At 71.5% G+C, this 16896-nt stretch carries 9 protein-coding genes; 2 read left to right on the forward strand and 7 right to left on the reverse strand.

Translation table 11 applies throughout. The features are described from left to right. Nucleotides 1–5: 5 nt before the first annotated feature. Complete coding sequence (locus tag NQZ70_RS51070; protein WP_129580707.1) at nucleotides 6–710, reverse strand: YafY family protein; 705 nt, start codon at nucleotides 708–710, stop codon at nucleotides 6–8. An 82-nt stretch (nucleotides 711–792) separates the two neighbouring features. Between NQZ70_RS51070 and NQZ70_RS51075 the strand changes: the two genes are divergently transcribed. Then, the gene (locus NQZ70_RS51075) at nucleotides 793–1521 is read left to right on the forward strand and encodes a glutathione S-transferase family protein (protein WP_129580708.1); all 729 of its coding nucleotides are present in this window, start codon (nucleotides 793–795) and stop codon (nucleotides 1519–1521) included. Between the two features lie 71 nt (nucleotides 1522–1592). On the opposite strand, the gene NQZ70_RS51080 is transcribed toward NQZ70_RS51075, so the two are convergent. After that, nucleotides 1593–4055 (reverse strand): beta-propeller domain-containing protein, encoded by a 2463-nt coding sequence (locus tag NQZ70_RS51080; protein ID WP_129580709.1) that lies wholly within the window; start codon nucleotides 4053–4055, stop codon nucleotides 1593–1595. A 291-nt stretch (nucleotides 4056–4346) separates the two neighbouring features. Next, the gene (locus NQZ70_RS51085) at nucleotides 4347–6206 is read right to left on the reverse strand and encodes a PD40 domain-containing protein (RefSeq protein WP_129580710.1); all 1860 of its coding nucleotides are present in this window, start codon (nucleotides 6204–6206) and stop codon (nucleotides 4347–4349) included. 470 nt (nucleotides 6207–6676) lie between these two features. Between NQZ70_RS51085 and NQZ70_RS51090 the strand changes: the two genes are divergently transcribed. Then, a complete protein-coding gene (locus NQZ70_RS51090) occupies nucleotides 6677–7519 on the forward strand; it encodes a Uma2 family endonuclease (RefSeq protein WP_129580711.1) in 843 nt (280 codons plus the stop codon). 635 nt (nucleotides 7520–8154) lie between these two features. Here the strand turns inward: NQZ70_RS51090 and NQZ70_RS51095 are convergent. The 4 genes from NQZ70_RS51095 to NQZ70_RS51110 form a co-directional block, all read right to left on the reverse strand. Further along, nucleotides 8155–8430, reverse strand: coding sequence for a hypothetical protein (locus NQZ70_RS51095; protein WP_129580712.1), 276 nt, complete (start codon nucleotides 8428–8430; stop codon nucleotides 8155–8157). Nucleotide 8431: 1 nt separating this feature from the next. Further along, nucleotides 8432–15163, reverse strand: coding sequence for an RHS repeat-associated core domain-containing protein (locus tag NQZ70_RS51100; protein ID WP_165374588.1), 6732 nt, complete (start codon nucleotides 15161–15163; stop codon nucleotides 8432–8434). Nucleotides 15164–15270: 107 nt separating this feature from the next. Continuing rightward, nucleotides 15271–15585 (reverse strand): hypothetical protein, encoded by a 315-nt coding sequence (locus NQZ70_RS51105; RefSeq protein ID WP_129580713.1) that lies wholly within the window; start codon nucleotides 15583–15585, stop codon nucleotides 15271–15273. A gap of 203 nt (nucleotides 15586–15788) precedes the next feature. Further along, on the reverse strand, nucleotides 15789–16883 hold the full coding sequence (locus tag NQZ70_RS51110) for a hypothetical protein (protein WP_129580714.1): 1095 nt from the start codon (nucleotides 16881–16883) through the stop codon (nucleotides 15789–15791). Between the last annotated feature and the right edge of the window lie 13 nt (nucleotides 16884–16896).

Raw genomic sequence — 16896 nt, forward strand, 5'->3', positions numbered from 1 at the left:
CGAGGCTACGCGCGCTTCCGCGGCTCGCCGCGCGCGGGCAGGGTCGCGCGCCACCGCGCGCGCAGCGCGCTCGGCTTCTCGCCGTAGCGCTCCGCCAGGAACGTGGCGCCGACCACGCGGTCCGTGCGAAAGGAGCGGAAGTCCTGGCGCAGCTCGCACCACGCCACGAGCAGGCGCGTCGACTCGCGGTACCCCACCACGACGGGCCACACGACGCGCTCGCTCTCGCGGCCCGCCTCGTCGCGGTAGCGGAGCGAGATCTTCGTGCCGGCGCGGATCGACGCGCGCACCTCGGCCAGGTCGAGCGCGTCGGGGACCTGGTCCAGCGCGGGGGGCGTGCCCGTCACCGGATCGAGCACGAGCGGGCGCAGCCGCTCGGGGACCGTCGCGGCGATCTTCGCGATGAGGTCCTGCGCCGCCCTCCGCAGGGCGGCGTCCCCGCGGTGGGCGACCCACTGCGCGCCGAGGACCGCGACCTCGATCTCGTCGGGCGTGAGCATCAGCGGCGGCATGTCGAAGCCGCGCTCGAGCACGTAGCCCGTCCCGGCCTCGCCCCGGATCGGGACGCGCTGGGCGAGGAGATCCGCCACGTCGCGGTACACCGTCCGCTTCGACGTCTCGAGCTCCTCGGCGAGCGCCGCCGCGGTGACCGGCGCCCGCTGCCGGCGCAGGATCTGAAGGATCTGGAACAGTCGATCGGCGCGCCGCACGAGGATGCTGACACCAGGTTGTCAGCAGGGCGGGGCTACATCAAGCGCGGTCCACGGCGGACCCAATCTCCCGGAGGCTCTCATGATCACGCTCTACGGCTTCGGCCCCACGTTCGGCTTGCCGGAAGCCAGCCCCTATGTGACGAAGACCGAGGTCCAGCTCAAGCTCCTCGGCCTGCCCTACACGAAGGAGCGCGCGCGGCCCGACCTGTCGCCGAAGGGGCAGCTCCCCTTCATCGACGACGACGGCGCGCGCGTCGCCGACTCGCACTTCATCCGCGAGCACCTCGAGCGGAAGTACGGCAAGGACCTCGATGCGGGCCTCGACGCGCGGCAGCGCGCCGAGGCGTGGGCCATCGAGCGCATGATCGAGAACCATTTCGTCGCGACCTCGGGGTACGCGCGCTGGCTCATCCCGGAGAACTTCGAGAAGGGCCCGGCGCACTTCGTCGACGGCGCGCCGGAGGAGATGCGCCCGAAGTTGCGCGAGGAGCTCCTCGCGCGCGTCCGCGACAACTACCGCGCGCTCGGCGTCGCGCGGCACTCGGACGAGGAGATCGTCGCGCTCGGCGTGCGCTCCCTGACCGCGCTCTCGGCGCTGCTCGGGGACAGGCCGTACCTGTTCGGCGGGCGCCCCGCGGGCGTCGACGCGACGGCCTTCGCGGCGCTGGCCGGCATCCTCACGCCGTTCTTCGACTCGCCGCTCCGGCGCAGGGCCGAGGGCTTCGCGAACCTCGTCGCCTACACCGCGCGGCTCATGCGGGAGTTCTACCCGGATCACCCGTGGGAGGCGCCCCGGCAGGGGGCCTGAGCGCCGCGGCGCCGCCGCGGCGCCCCCGTTCGAGGGGCGGGGCGCCGCGGCCTGCGCTCCGCGGCGCGGCGCTACTCCTCGCCGCGCGGACCCGGCGTCGGCACGGGCTCGCCCGGCGCGGGCTCGGTGACGTTGCCGTCGCAGCCGTACCCCCACGAGGTCGGGGCGGGCAGGGGCAGCGAGGCCACCGGCGTCGCGAGGTCGTCGAGCGCGTTCACGAGCACGCCGCCGTACGAGATCGAGTAGACGTAGTCCTCGATGAACAGGCCGCGCTTCACGTCGGCGCCGCCGTAGTAATAGCACCCCGACGTCGCGCTGAAGAAGCCGCTGTGGTCGACCGCGCCGAGGTGGCTGAACCCTCCGGCGATATCGACGTTGAAGAGCTCCAGCGCGCTCGCGACCGCGCCGGTCTCCCGGTCGTAGCTCACGACCGGGAAGGCGAGCACGTCGCGCTCATCGTAGTACGTGAACGCCTTGTGGTTGTACTCGGCCTCGGAGAACGCGTAGTCCCCATCGAGCGACTCCTTGTGCAGGAGCGCCGGCGCCGACGGGTTCGTGACGTCGAAGATCTGCAGCGACAGGCCGGTCACCCTGCCGCTCTCGTCTCCGTCCCTGCCGATCGCCAGGAGGTGCCCGTCGTCGAGCGGGTGCATGTACTCGCTGAAGCCGGGGATCTTGAGCTCGCCCGCGACGGAGGGCGACGCGGGGTCGGAGAGATCGAGCACGAACAGCGGGTCGACCTGGAGGAACGTCACCACGTAGCCGCGATCCCCGATGAACCGGGTCGAGCGGATCTGCTCGCCCGGGGCCAGGTCGGTGATGGCGCCGATGCGCGCCAGCTCGGTCCCTTGCGCCTCGAGGACGAACACGCCGTTGCGGGTCGTCCACCGCTCGGTCCCGGGCACCATGGCGGTCGTCGAGACGCGGAGCTTGCCGTTGTGCTCGTCGAGCGAGAACTGGTTGAGGATGTGGCCGGGCACCGAGCCCGACGCGACGTACCGGGGCTGGCTCGGGTCGGCGACCAGATCGAACTTGTGCAGGTGCGTGACGTCCGTGCTCGCGTTCACCGCGCTGGGCGCCGTCGGCTGCTGCCAGCCGCGCGCGGCGACATAGAGGGCGTCGTGGCTCGAATACACGGTGTCGGTCGCGCCGATGATCGAGGTCGACGCCGGCGCCTCGTCGAGGTCGTCGAGGTCGATCGACTCGATCTGCGTCAGGCCGTACGACGTCGTGCCCGCCTCGGGGATGTAGAAGTCCGCGCAGCTCGCGCCGAGCTCCGTGACCGTCTCCCCCTCCTTCTCGAAGCGGTACGGCAGCCACGCCGACAGCGACGACCCCTCGATGATCGCCGTGTTCTCGGCGCGGAGCTGCTCGAACGCCGCGGTCCACGCCTCGGCGGTCTCGGGGAAGGCGGTGAGGTCGGTGGGCCAGTAGCTGAGCGCGGGGCCGTGGGCGCCGCCGGTCAGCACCGTGCGGACGTCCTCGCCCGCGCGCCGCGCCGAGGCGTAGCCGCCCTCGAAGTAGAGCTCCCTGGCCACGCTGGGGGCGCCGCCCGCGAGGCTCAGGACGGTGAGCTTGGTGAGCGGGGCGTAGACGTCGGGCGGCGGGGCCGCGTCGGTCACCGGCTCATCGGGGGACGGGGCGCCGTCCGCCGGCGTGGGCTCGGAGTCGCCGTCCGGCGGCGGCTCCGCGGGCCTGTCGTCGGCATCCGGCGGCGGGTCGGCGTCTCCCGGGTTGGGCGGCGGCGCGCCGGCGTCTCCCGCGTTGGGCGGCGGATCGGAGCCCTCCGGGGGGGTCGGCGCATCGTCCTGCGCCGGCCCGCTGCCGGGCGTGCTGGTGGGCGCGCCGGCGCCTCCGGGCAGGGCGATGCCGATGTCGATCCTGTAGTCGTAGTATCCCGGCCGCGGCTCGACGCCCGCCTTCTCGTAGATCGAGGCCCCGTTGACCGACGAATAGACGACGGCCTTGTCGCCTGCCACGAACATCTCGATCGGGCTGCCCTCGATCGCGAGCGAGCTGCCCACCGCGAGCGACGACGCCGGCCACGCGGTCAGCGTGTAGAAGCTCTGGTCGTGCAGGATGTAGATGTGGTTCCCGTCGGTCTTGACGATATCGGCCTCATCGACGCCGGCGACCTGGGTGTTCGTGTCCGAGTGGGTCGGGGCATCGCTCTCGCCGCCCGCCGCCGAGTCCTCGGGGCTGTTGGCCACGGGCGGTGTCGGGGCAGGTACGCCGGTGGGGTCCGCGGCCCCCCCGGGCATGGCGACGCCGGGGCCGCCGAAGCCGACGCCGCGGCCGTCGCCGATCGCCCCGTAGCTCGCGATCATGGCGTCGATCTGGGCGTTCATCTTGGCGAGCGCGTCCTGCTTCAGCAGCGCTTCGAGGTCGTCGCACGACTGGGCCCGGTGGAGCGCCGCGCGCTGCGACGCGCTCTCATCGGGTCCGGGGGACGAGGGCTCCGTGACGCATCCGACGGCGAGGAGGCCTGTTGCTAGGAGAAGCCAGAGGGAGGAATGGGCGCGGTGGGTTCGCATGGTGCCCGCCGGCGTCGCAAGGCCCGCGCCAGCCGCTCGCTCGCGCGGTTCACCGCGAAACGCGGCGATTCTCGCGCGCGCACGGCCCGCCCCGCCGCGGGAAGCACGACATGCATGCGCTGGCGGGGGCCGCCTGGCACACGTGTGCCATGGGTGGGTGGCGTAACTGGCTATTTCCGCCAACACGCGATGAGGCGGATGTTCATTGGGCCCGGACGGACGCGCCGTGCGGGGCATGTGTCCGAGGGCGGCGGGGGCTCGCTCTCCCGGCGGGGATGCCTGCGCGCGGCGTCAGAGGGGGACGGGCGCGGGGGGGATCTTGAACACGTCCCATGCGGGCGTGTGGTTGCTCGTGTTCGTGGTCTGGTTCCAGAGATAGATCGACGGGTACGTGTGCACCGTCGTGCCCTCCACGACGACGCCGGTCACGTAGAGCTGGGACGCCTTCTTCTGCGGGTCCTTCTGGAGGGTGTAGCCGTCGCGGGACGACGAGAAGATGACCCAGTAATAGGTCTTGCCGTCGACGGTCGTGGCCTCCGGCGACCACCTGGGCCAGCTGTTGTGGATTCCCGGGCTCGTGACGCCGACGCAGGCCGGCGGGTCGTTGGCCGCGAGCCGCGTCGCCGCGCCGCCGGCCGCGGGGATCACGTAGATGTCGGACGCGGGGTTATAGTACATCTCCCCCGGGCTCGGCGTCCGGTTGAACGCGATCAGCCGGTCGTCGGGCGAGAAGGCCGGGTAATACTCGTTGAACGCCGGCTCCGCGGCGCCCTCTAGCGGCGTCGCCGCGCCGCCCTGCCGGTCGTTGTAAGGCACCGTGTAGAGATCCCCGGCCCCGGCGCCGATCCGCCCGTCCTTGCCGGCGTCGGTGGACACGTAAACGATGGTGTCGCCGTCGTGGCTCCAGTCCGGCATCAGCGCTCCGCGCGTGTCGCCCTCGCGCGCGATGAAGCCGTAAGCGGTCCCCTCCGCGGCCGCCATCTCTTCCTTGACCAGGTTGGGGTTGGCGTCGAGCGGGTAGGTCGGCACCGGCGACTCCAGGTCGAACCACGCGAGGCGCGCGTTCGGCATGGCGCTGTACGACTGACCGTCCCAGACCGTGCCGCGATCCCGGCCATAGGAGGTGACGACGATCCGGTCTCCCGGGGAGAAGTGCGCCGGCGACATCCTGGGCGCGCCGAGCCAGGCCTGGCTCATCGCCTCCGAGCCGCCCGGCGTGACGTACGAGGGGACCTCGCCCACGGAGTCCTTCTGCACGGAGGCGATGGCGAGCCCCCACGGCCAGTGATCCGTGAAGATGACGGACTCGCCGTCGGGCGTCGACGTGTGGCACCCGATGCACCGCACCGCGCCGTCGTTCCGGAGGCCGCCGTTCTCGGTCCTGCGGCCGCCCTGCCGCACTTGCTCGACCTTGAGCGCGTCGACGACGCCCTCCTCGCCCACGCCGAACCCGGCCAGCCACGCGTCCGCGGGCCCTTCACCGATCGCCGCCCAGTACACCATGCTGCCGCCGGCCGGGGCCGGCGCGATGGTGATCGGCCCGGAGGTGCCGAGGAGCGGCGCGCCCGGCGCGCTCGTCGACACCGAGCGGATCGTGAGGGTGATCGGCTCGTTCCGGACATGCGACGCCAGCTTCTCCCACATGTCCTTGGGCATCTTCCACTCTCGGTTCGTCGTGTAGACGACCAGGTCGTTCTTCTCCCGGTCGGCGTGCACGCGGATCTCGAACAGGTCCTGCCCCTCGGGCGCGGTCCACCGGAACCTCGGCCGCAGCCAGTTGTTCGGGAAGAGCGCCCCGATCTCCGGCTCGGCGAGGCACGGCCCGCCCGGCGCGCCGCTGCCCGGGGCGCCGAACAGCTCGGGCGCGTTGGCCGGCGGCGGCGTCCCGGCGTCGTCGAGCACCGGGGCCGCGGGGAAGTCCTCGCAGACCTCGCAGGGGGGCGGCTCGACGGGGCCGCCGCTGCCCACGTCGAAGATGTTCCCCGTCCCCGCGCCGAACTCGTCCGGCGCCCCGCCCGCGCCGCCGGTGCCCTGGCCCTGCTGCGGGGAGCCCCCCGGGCCTGACGAGCAGGCGACCACGAAGGCAGCGCCGATGAAGGCAGCGCCGACGCCGACAAATCGAGTCTCGATCCGATGTTGTAAGGTTCTCATGTTAAGTTCCTCCGTGCGCGCGCTCAGGGCTCGATTCGCCCGGACGACCACGCGGCTCGGCGCGCCTGGATCCGGGCAGCCGCGATGGTTGCCAGCGGGGGCCAACCGCAGATCGCGAGATCGCTCAGAGCGACGCGCCGCCCTTCCCGACGTGAAAGATGTAAAGAAAGCTCTGGGCAGGTAGGAAGACATGGAACCTTTGCCCCTGTCAAGCGAGTCGCAGGTACATGTCGCCTGATGAGGGCGCGCAGGGGGCGCTCCGCGGGCGGCGCATGTCGCCCGACGAGGCGCCCGGCGGAGCGCGCCGGTGGTCGTGAGGCGTCCGCATCCGGCGACGCCGGCGCATCCGGCGCATCCGGCGCATCCGGCGCATCCGGCGCATCCGGCGACGCCGGCGCATCCGGCGCATCCGGCGACGCCGGCGCGCCGCTGCGTTCCCGCGGGACGTGCCGGGGTGCTAGTTTCCCCGCGTGGCCTCGCCGAACCGCATCGGGTACCCGCTCAGCCCCCGGCGGCCGCCCCGCGCGCTCGTGCTCCGCGATCTGTCGCCCGAGGAGGCCAGCGCCGCGATCGACTGGTCCGGCTGGTACCTGCCCGACGACGCCGAGCGTCACGGCAAGGCCGAGCGGTCCGGGATCGTCCGCCTGCTGCTCTCGGTGCTCGCGCAGCTCGCGCGCGAGCGCGGGTGGGTCGACTGGTACGCCGGCACCGACCACGCCTTCGCCTGGGTGCGGGCCGAGCCGCTGGTGCGCGTCCTGCCCGACCTCTACGTCCTCGATCACCGCCCGTTGCCGCCGCTGCCGCGGCAGTGGCAGACGTGGCTGCCGGGCCACCGCCCGCCGCGGTTCGCGCTGGAGATCGTCACGGGCGACTATCGCCGGGCGTACGAGGTCGCGCCGGCCAAGTACTGGCAGCTCGGCTGCCCCGAGCTGCTGCTCTTCGATCCCGAGGCGGCCTCGGCCCGCGCGCCGCTCTCCGAGGAGCGGGTGCCGCTCCAGCTCTACCGCCGCGATCCGGACGGCACCTACCTGCGCGTCCACGCCGGCGCCGATCCCCTCTGGATCGAGGCGTTCGACGCGCACGTCGTCGTGCTGAAGGACGGCCCGCACCCGACGTTGCGCGTCGCGCGGACCTCCCGCGCGACCGATCTCGTGCCCGCCGAGGAGGAGGCCCTCCGCGCCGAGGGCGAGGCGCGCGCCCAGGAGCAGCGCGCCCGCGTCGCCGAGCAGCGCGCCCGCGCCGCCGCCGAGGCGCGCGTGCGCGAGCTCGAGGCGCGCGTGCGCGACCTGGAGGCCCGGGTCACGCGCAGGTGAGCGGCGCGTGGACCGTCCGAGGCTCGGCGGCGGTCCCCCCACGGCGCGGTGCGAGGCGGCGGCGGTCCCCCCACGGCGCGGTGCAAGGCGGCGGCGGTCCCCCCACGCGGCGATGCACGTCGTGGCGCGTTCCCCCACGCGGGCGTGGTCAGGGTTGTTCGTACAGCTGGACTGGATGAATGCTGCCCCGCGCGGCTGAGGCTCTGCTCCGGCGCCAAACAGCTACGGGCCTGCCGCGGCGCCGGGCGCGCTGCTTCCAGTTGCACAGCACCCGGCATGGAGGCTGTCGTGGCCTTGCCTCTGGCGAAGTGGACGGTGAGTGGCGGCGTCGAGGCCACGATCGGTGCTCCAGACCGGTCCTTTCCCTGGGGTGTATTCCTTCCTCATGGCGCACTCGGCTGCGGCCTGCCCAAAACCGTTCCCAGGATCGTGGAGGACTCACAGTGTCGAGCATGCGGTCAAGCCATTCTGCGAATGTCGAAGGGTCCCATTCGGGTTCCTGGTTCTCTCCTTGTTCAGGGGCCCAAAGTGCGATGGGTGGCTCGTTCACGGTTGTGTTTGGACAGGCAGTCGTCCCAGCGGGTCCTCGACCACGATTACATTATCCAGCGCGTTGGTGGCCTCGACGCAAGCGTCTATGCATCGTATGTTGCGTAATGAATGATCCGCTCGCACCTTTCGTTGAGCGAAGCGTCTGGGCGGCTGCGGAACTCTTCGAGGATCTGTTGAATAGTGTCAACCTCAAGGAAGTACTCGTAGCCGAGAGCCCTTGCCTCCTCGGGGACGCGATAGTCCTCGGTAAGCTGAAACACGCTCGCTTCTGAGTCGGGGCGCCATTCCGGCTTCACGAAGATTACGTCCTCGCGATCCATCTGATCGATCTTGGCGATCAAGTCCAGTAGCTTCGCCATGTTAGAATTCCTTTCCCCACAGGAAGAACCCGCCTCGGCCCTCGGGATGCATTAGTTCGTAGAAGCCGCTTCCCGCCGTGTGCTGCGCACGCGGGACCAGCTGTACCACACCAGGCCTCTCGGGCACATGGTGCCATGTCCAACCGGACGGAGAGAGGCCCTGGGCGGCACCGGAAGCAGACGTGGGCACTTCGATGCTCAAGCCTCGCATGGCCTGGGTCAGTTCCGAGCTCGCCCGCATATCGGCGAGGATCGCTTGGTTTGCTGCCCTGAAGTGCGCCGGTCGAGTGCCAGCGCCGAACTTGGGGAGGGTTGTCTCGTATGCGACCGAGTACGCCCTTACGCCCCCGGGCGCGGCCCCCGCCGCAATCGCCGATCCCTCGGCCGCCGCTCCCAGCCCCTTGCCCAACCCGAAGACGGTTGCCGCCGCGAGGATCATCGTCTTGGTCCCCGCCGCGCCCGCTTCCCGGTAGTCGCCTCCATCGATCGCGAGGGCCGTGCCCGCGGCGCCCAGCCCGATGTGGTAGAGCGGGTTCACGGAGTTGAGCGCGCCGAGGACCCCGCCCTGCTCGTAGCCTTCCCAGATCGCGCCGCCGAGCTCGTAGCCACCGTACATCCCGAACGTCAGCGCGTTCAGCACCAGCGACCGTGCGATGCCGAGACCGACGTCGCGCGTGCCCTCAGCGGCGCCCAGCAAGGTCTGGCCGACGACGGTACCCGGGCCGCCGGCGCCGGCGTGCTCCGGCGAGACGGTCACCGGCTGTGATGCGAAGCCCGGCGAGGTTCCGGTCGTGCCCACGTCGACAGGCGCCGTCGTGGCGCCGACCTCCGCAGCCTCGGATGAGCCTTCTACCCTTGGGCTTTCCGTTGGGTGGAAGAATGGATGGTTACATTCGGCGCCGCCGCAGTTCAGCATGCGTCGCACCGCGGGATCCTTGTGAAACTCGTCCGGATCGACCTGCTCATCCTGAGCAGCCGGCTGGAACCCGCTCGGATCCACGTGGTTGAGCGGGTCGTTGCGCACGTAGCTGTACGGGTTCCAGCTCTGACCCGAGAGCGGCGCTTGCACGATCGGGTCGGTCGTCAAGAACCGCCCGATCCTGGCGTCGTACATCCTGCCCCGCATGTTGACGAGCCCGAACTCGTCATCGCCCTCGTGCCCGGTGAAGCCCCGCGTCGTACCGCTGGAGAACGACGTCGGCGTGGGCTCTCCCCACACCGGGTTTCTGCGCTGGCCGAACGGATCGTAGCTCCGCCGCTCGATCACGTCGCCGTCCTCGTCCGTGATCGCATCGACCGAGCCGAGGTGATCGACGTGCACATAGCGCGTGCCCGGCTCCGGCCCGCCGCGGGTCACGATCGCCACCACCCGCTCCGGCGAGCGCACGTAGTACCGGTGCTCGGCCCTGCCGGTCGCCGTGTCGGTGACCCGCTCGACCAGGTCGCCGAAGTAGATCGTCTCCTCGTCCGGCGTGGTCTTTCGGATCCGCTGCTGGTCGCCGTCGTAGCCGAACGAGACGGTGCTCGCGCCCTGCGTGATGGCCCTCGGCAGGTCGAACGGCGTGTAGCGCACCCGCACCCCGCCCGGGCGCGCGATCTGGTTGCCCACGGCGTCGTAGCCGAAGCTGTCCGCGCCAGCGCCGGTGACGGCGTGCGGGTGCAGCGGGTCGTCGTACGAGAGGGTGCCGGCGTCCGGCGTGAAGGTGAGGTTTCCGTTCGGGTCGTGGTCGTAGCGGAGCGCGCACGGCGCCGTGTCGCTCTCGACGTCGCTGAAGTACGCGCACGTCAGCCGGTCGAGCGCGTCATACCGAAAGCGCTCGCTCCGGTGCTGCGGCTGCAGCGCGTCGGTGCGCCTCGTGAGGCTGAGCCGCTCGTCATAGCCGTAGCCGAGGTCCTGCACCGCGGTCGCGCCGCTGCGGGTGACGACGCCCTTCAGCCGCTGCTTGTCGGCGTAGTAGCTCCGCTCGGTGACGGCGCCGTTGCCGAACGCCTCCTCGCGGTAGCGGCCGGCGCTGTCCACGTCGGTCAGCCGCCAGTAGGCAGAGCGCGTCGCGCTGTCGCGCACGGCGAGCACGTGGCCATGCGCGTCGTGGTCGTGGGCCACCACGAACCGCGCCGCGCCGGCCGGGGTGGGGTAGGTGATCGTCTCGACACGGCCGAGCTCGTCGTAGCCGAGCCTGCTCTCCAGCGCCGCGCGCTCTCCGTCGATGCGGAGCGCCACCGTCTCGAGCTTGCCGTGCTCGGTGTAGCCGTACGTCTTGCCCCCGTCGGGGCTCTCCAGCACGTGGAGCTTGCCGATCCCGTGCTCCGCGGTGTCCCAGGTCCAGGTGGTCGTCAGCCGCTCGGCGCCGTCCTCGTCCACGCGCGAGGTGGTGCGCCCGAGGACGTCGTAGCTGAACGTCGTCTCCCGCCCGAGCGCGTCGGTCGACGAGATCAGCTCGCCGAAACCGTCGTTGGTGAGGACGGTCGTGCCCCGATCGGGATGGTCGAGCTGCCGCACGCGGCCGAACGCGTCGCGCGCCGTCCGCGTGGTCGCACCGCCCGGATCGGTGACGGTGTAGAGCGCGCCGAACGGGCCATGCTTGTAACGCGTGACCCCCATCGCCGCGTCGGTGATCGTCACCGGTCGTCCCAGCGGATCGTGCTCGACCACGGTCACGTGGCCGAGCGGATCGGTGACCTCGGCGCGCAGGCCGTCGTATTGGGTCTCCACGACCGCGCCCCACGGCGTCGTGTGCCTCACCTCGCGGCCTACCGCGTCGTGCGCGTAGACGTCATAGAGGAGGTCGTCTTGCGGCGTGCCTTCGGCGACCGGCACCGAGCGCCGCGCGATGCGCTCGCCGCGCGCGTCATACGCGATCTCCTGCATCAAGCGCCGCGGCTCGCCCGCGGCGCCTTCCACGGAAGGTCCGTACCAGAACCACCGGATCGGGCGGCCGAGGCTGTCGACTTCGACCGTGTCGTCGGCGCCGCCGGTGGTCGTGGTCCGCTGCACCACCCGCCAGGCGTCCCGGCCCGGGCCGCCGTCCTTGGTGCGCGACAGCGCGATCTCCGTCTGCGTGCCGTCGGGCCTTATCTCGAGTCCCAGGCGACCGAAGCCGTCGTGCCTCCACTCGGTCACGAGCCCGTTCGGATCCACCCGCTTGAGCAGCACGCCGAGACCCTCATCAAACGCCACGCGCGTGGTGTGGTCGGCCGCGTCGACGTGCGTCTCGGGGAAGATCCCCTCGGCGTCGTACGTCGTGCTCCACGCCCGGTGATGGCCGAACGCATCGTCCGCCGTCACCCCGGTGACGTTCCCGAAGTCGTCCCGCGCAATCGCGACATCGAGCTTCGTGTCCGGGATGTCCTCGTCGCTGTCGATCGACTCGGTCTCGATCTCGCCGTAAATCGTCGTCGTGCGCGCGAGCAGGCGGCATTGCGAGAGCCCCGCCGCCGCGCTGCATTCCTTCTCGGTCTGGAGCTGACCGAGCACCCACCGCTCGGTGTCGTTCTTGAAGGTGCGCGTCGTCTCCAGCGTCAGGTCGACGCCGCGGGTCGAGACCTCCTCGGCGCGCACGTTGCCGAACGCATCGAAATCCGTCACCTTCGCGACCGTATCGCGCAGGATCGCCGCCCCGATCCCGCGCTCGCCGCCCGACGCGACCTGCTCGACGTACGCCTCCACCGTGGGCGCCTCGCCGCCCTCGGGTGGATACACGCCCTGCGCTCGCCGGAATCGGCGCTCGGTCGGGAGCGTGAAGTAGCTCGCGCCGTCGTTCGTCGGCACCATCTCCCGCGTCACATCGAGGAACGAGAGCTCGATCTGCTGCGGCCTGGGCTGGTCCGGCAGCCCAGGAGCCCAGCGCCATTGCTGCTTCACTTGCCCCGCGAACGGAAAGAGCTCGAGATCCTCGTCGAACGTGACGTTGTCGTACCGCTCGGCCGTCGCGGCGCCGGTGTCGACCTCGACGACGACGCGCTCCCCGAACCCGAGAAAGCCCCGCCCGAGCCGGTGGTAGCGCCCGTCGCGATAGCGCACCTCGAAGCGCCGCGCCCGGTCCGCGCCGTTGTTGAGCGCGTAGCCGCTGACGACCCGCCGCGGCCCCACCGCGCAGCGGCGCGGGTACTCGCAAGCGTTCGCCGCGTCGTCCCGCGACACGTAGAGCATGCTCTCCCGCTCCGGAGCTCCCGCGGCGGTGCCGTTCGTGATCGAGGCGTCGGTGAGATGGCCATACGCGACGCTCACGTTCGGCACGAAGCCCGCCTCGCGCGGCTCGTGCGCGTTCATCCCGTCCGAGACCGCGACGAGGAGATCCCGAGCGGCCGCGAGGTTCTGGAAGACGTTGAACACGCCCCCGAGCGGCAACACCACGTCCTGCGCCCCGTCGCCGTCGACGTCCCCGATGCGCGGTCCGCGCGGATCGGCGAGCGTGACGGCCTCCCCGACCGCCGCCTCGAACGGGATCCCCGGGTCGACGAGCGCGAACGTCGGCCCGTCGCGCGCGCCGGTGGCCTGGAGGATCGCCCAGGAGGGCAGCGCGAGCGATGAGCCCGGCAGCATGCCCGGCGGCACCGGCATGAGCAGATCCTGCAAGCCATCGCCGTCGTAGTCCAGCGGCGCCGCGAGCCGGAAGAACGCGTCCTGCGCGCCGAGGCTCTCGAGGACGCCCGCCGGGTCGAGGCTGTCGACCGCCGGCAGCTCGAAGGTCGGCCCTGTATTGAGAATCGTGCGGAGCCCGCCGTGGCTGAACCCCGATTGCACCGCGTCGGGCAAGCCGTCGCCGTTCACGTCGAGGAACACGGTGCGGCCGCCGGGTGGGGGCTGAGGCAGCTCGGTGTCGACCACCTCCCAGCTCCCGTCGTGCCGCCGGGTGAGCGCCCCGTACGTCGGCGCGGGGAGCATCGTGCCATCGCTGAACGTCAGCACGGTCGCCACGACCAGATCGACCTTGCCGTCAGCGTCGAGGTCGAGCGTCTGGATCTCCATGTCGCACGGAAACCCGTTGAGCGGCTCCAGCGACTCCCCGGTAACGTCGAACCCCGCCGGGGTCCCGTTGCGCTCCGGCTTCCAGCGGTGGACGGTCCACGTCGCCTCGAGCGGGTTCTCGGTCAGCGCGCGGCTGTGGTCGTCGCACTGGATCAGGTCGGGCACGCCGTCGCCGTCGACGTCCGCGAGGTGCACGGCGCCCTCGGGCAGGCTCAGCCCCGGCGGCGCGGGACGGACGCCGAGCGGAAAGGGCCTCCGGATCCCCGTGTCGTGGACCTCGAAGGTCAGGTCCGGCTGGGTCAGGAGGACAAGCCAGGTGTTGCCGGTGTCATGGACGTCGTGAAGAAAGACGTCCGCCCGGCCATCCTGGTTGAAATCCAGGGCCGTCCCGAGCTCCGGCTGAAGGAGCTCGGGATCCGAGGACCCGTGCGGATCGGCGATCACGGCCCAGTCCTCGAGGAGCGCCAAGGTCGCGGGCGCGAAGGAGGCCGCCGAGCCGCTCGACCCGCGATTGCGCGCGACGAGCCAGCCGGTGATGGGGTTCTCTGGCGTGCTGAGCCCCCCGACCACGTCCGGAACCACGAGGTCGTCGAGCCCGTCGCCGTCGATGTCGAACAGCATCGGGCTCGCCTTCCGGGAGGTCGGCGCGGCGATGTCCGTCGCGACCCTCCGGAACCCTGCCTCGCCGCGACTGTACTGAAAGCGCGTCGGCGGCTTGCACACCCCGTCGCCCGCGCACTCCTCGACCTGCGCCAGGAGCGTTCGTTTCGTCGCCTCGCTGACCTCGTACGTGAACCCGTAGCGCCGCACCAGCGCGTCGTCCGCGCCGAGCATCTGAATCTCGTCGAGCCGCAGCGAGCGCTGGAGCGCCATGCCGGCTGCGTAATGGGTGCGCACCTCGCCCGGCGCCTTCGCCTCGTACACGAACCGCACCGCCCGCGCCGCCGCGAGCGCCGGCTCCCCCTCGAAGCTCGTGTATCGGATCTCGTCGATTGCGTACTCCGCGGTGAAGCCCTCCTCGGCGTCCGCAGAACAGTACGCATAGCTCATGGCGTTGCCCCGAAGGTCGCGCGCCTTGGTCGCGAGCCACGCGCGCGCGGCGCCGCCCCGAGCGAGCGGCCTGCTGCTCTCGCTATGGCCGTACTCGATCACAAGCCCGGACGGCATCATCGCCTCGAAGAAGAGCGCCTCCGCGGGCGCGTCCCCTTCCGCGGCGTAGTGCCCGACCACCTTGACCATCGTGTCGGGGAACGTCCGGTACTCGATCGTCCCCGCCGCTCGCCCCACGGCGACGAGCCGCTTGTCGTCGAGGCAGAGCGCGTCCTCGGCGTCGTAGCGGACGCCCCATATCTCCCCGTCCTGCGAGAGGTCCTTCGGACACCGCGTGAGCGCGGATAGGCCGGCGATGGAGAACCCCAGCCCGAGGACGCCTTCGCCGGCGCTGCTGTCGAATTGGAGCGCGAGCCGCGGCTCGAGGCCCGCCCGCCCCGGGACGGCGGTCAACGGCATCGCGTACAGTGCCTCTCCGCTGCTCGTGACCGAGAACGTCCCGGCCATCGAGCCCGCGGAGACGGTCGTCACCCCCGGCGCGCGGCCGGCCCTCGGCGGAGCGCTCGGGTCGCGCGTTCGGCAGGCGATGGTGCCGTGAGGACGAACCGGCGGGAGCTCGCGGCTGCACGAGCACCCCGCCTGCGCGAACACGCAGCTCACGAACATCAAGAGCGGGATCAACGCCCGCAAGACACGTCGCGGAACCGGCGCCATCGCGGCCTCCCTCGCGCGAAGGAACGCACGAACTGACGAGTCGCGTCAACGCTGCCAGGCCGGTGGAGAGCTGAGTGGATGCGGCTGTTCCGGGATGAACGTCTCGATCACTTCATGGGAGGACCGACGATCCCGGCGGGAGACGGCAGGAAACAGAAGATCATCGACATGACTCCTCCTTTCCCGCCTTCGGGTTCGAATGACAGCACCATGGAGCACGGTGGATCTCGGAGGAGCCGCGGGACGGCCGAGCGGGTCGAGGTGATGCAGCGTAAGTCCGCGTCCAGTGCTTGGTTTTTCAGGGTCGTCTTCGCCATCCTCGGGGTCGTCTTCGCCATCCTCAGGGCCGTCTCCGTCCGCGGCAGGGTCGTCTTCGCCATCCTCGGGGTCGTCTCCGTCCGCGGCAGGGTCGTCTTCGCCATCCTCGGGGTCGTCTCCGTCAGCGGCAAGGTCGCCTCCGCCCGCGGAAAGGCCGCCTCCGCCCGCGGCAGGGCCGCCTCCGCCCGCGGCGCGATCCTCTCCACCGCCGCCTTGGACGGCTCACCCCGCGGCAGCCGCACGCGAGGCGGGCCTCGACCTGCTGGCGCGATCCGCAGATCCAGGGACGGACCTCGTGAACGCTGGGCTACGCCGGCCGCAAGATCTGCCGCACCGACTCCACGTCCGCGACCCGGTGCAGCACCGGCTGGAGGCCAGCGCCCGGGGCCTCGCCGAAGGCGCCGCTCGCCGCCACGGCGCGGGCGCGGGGGCCGTCGAGCACGAGGAACACGTCGCGGAGGCCCCCGGCGCCCGGCGCGTCGATCACGTCGACGATGCGCGAGCGATCGAGGTGCAGCTCCTCGTCGCCCCGCTGGATGAGCACACGCCGGTCGGTGATGAGGTACCGCGTCCGCGCCGCGAGCCGCGCCGGGCGCACCACCGACATGTAGAGCATCGCCGCGCCCGCGGCGACGAGCAGCACGATCGTGAGCGAGAGCGAGGCGACGAGCGCCACGAACGAGACGCTCTCCGGATCCATGCCCGCCGCGGTCACGATGCGGATGCTCCGCACGGCGTGCACCGCCGTGACCACGGCGAAGCCGCCGAGGAGCACGCCGAGCAGCACCGAGCCGACCCCGCGCAGGCCGTTCGGGAGCCACTTGTGCCAGCCGTCGGCCGGGTGCGCCGACCAGAGCACCCGCTCGCCCTCGTCGAGGCGCTGCGAGAGCAGCCGGTGACCGTCGCCCGCGGGCGCCGACGGGACGACGCCGCGCAGGATCGCCCAGACGCGATCCGGGGCCACGACGCCGTTGAGCACGATCGACAGCCGCCGCCGGAGGGCGCCCGTGGGCACCGCCCTCACGAGCTCGAGGTCGCCCACGCCGGGGTGCTTCGGGTGCCAGTGGATGCGCGCGTAGCTGATCGACCGCCGCTCGATGGAGCGCCGGAGCTTCCCGCGCCGCACCACGATGTGCCGGTCGGTGAGCAGGTACTCGAGCTCCGAGCGCCACCAGCGCGGCAGGTAGCTGAACGCCACCGCGAGGCTCGCCATCCAGGCCGCGAAGGCGAGCAGCTGGGTCGGCGACGCGCCGAGCGCCTTGCTCACGACGATGGCGGACGCCGTGCTGATCGCGGAGGTCACGCCGCAGACCGCCGCGCCCACGACGTAGAGCAGCGGCGTCGCGACGACCTTGGGGCGTCCGGACCAGAGCACGGGCTCATTGAACACCGAGTCGCGCATCTCGACGGATCTC

Source organism: Sorangium sp. So ce836 (assembly GCF_028553905.1).
Lineage (GTDB): Bacteria > Myxococcota_A > Polyangia > Polyangiales > Polyangiaceae > Sorangium > Sorangium cellulosum_D.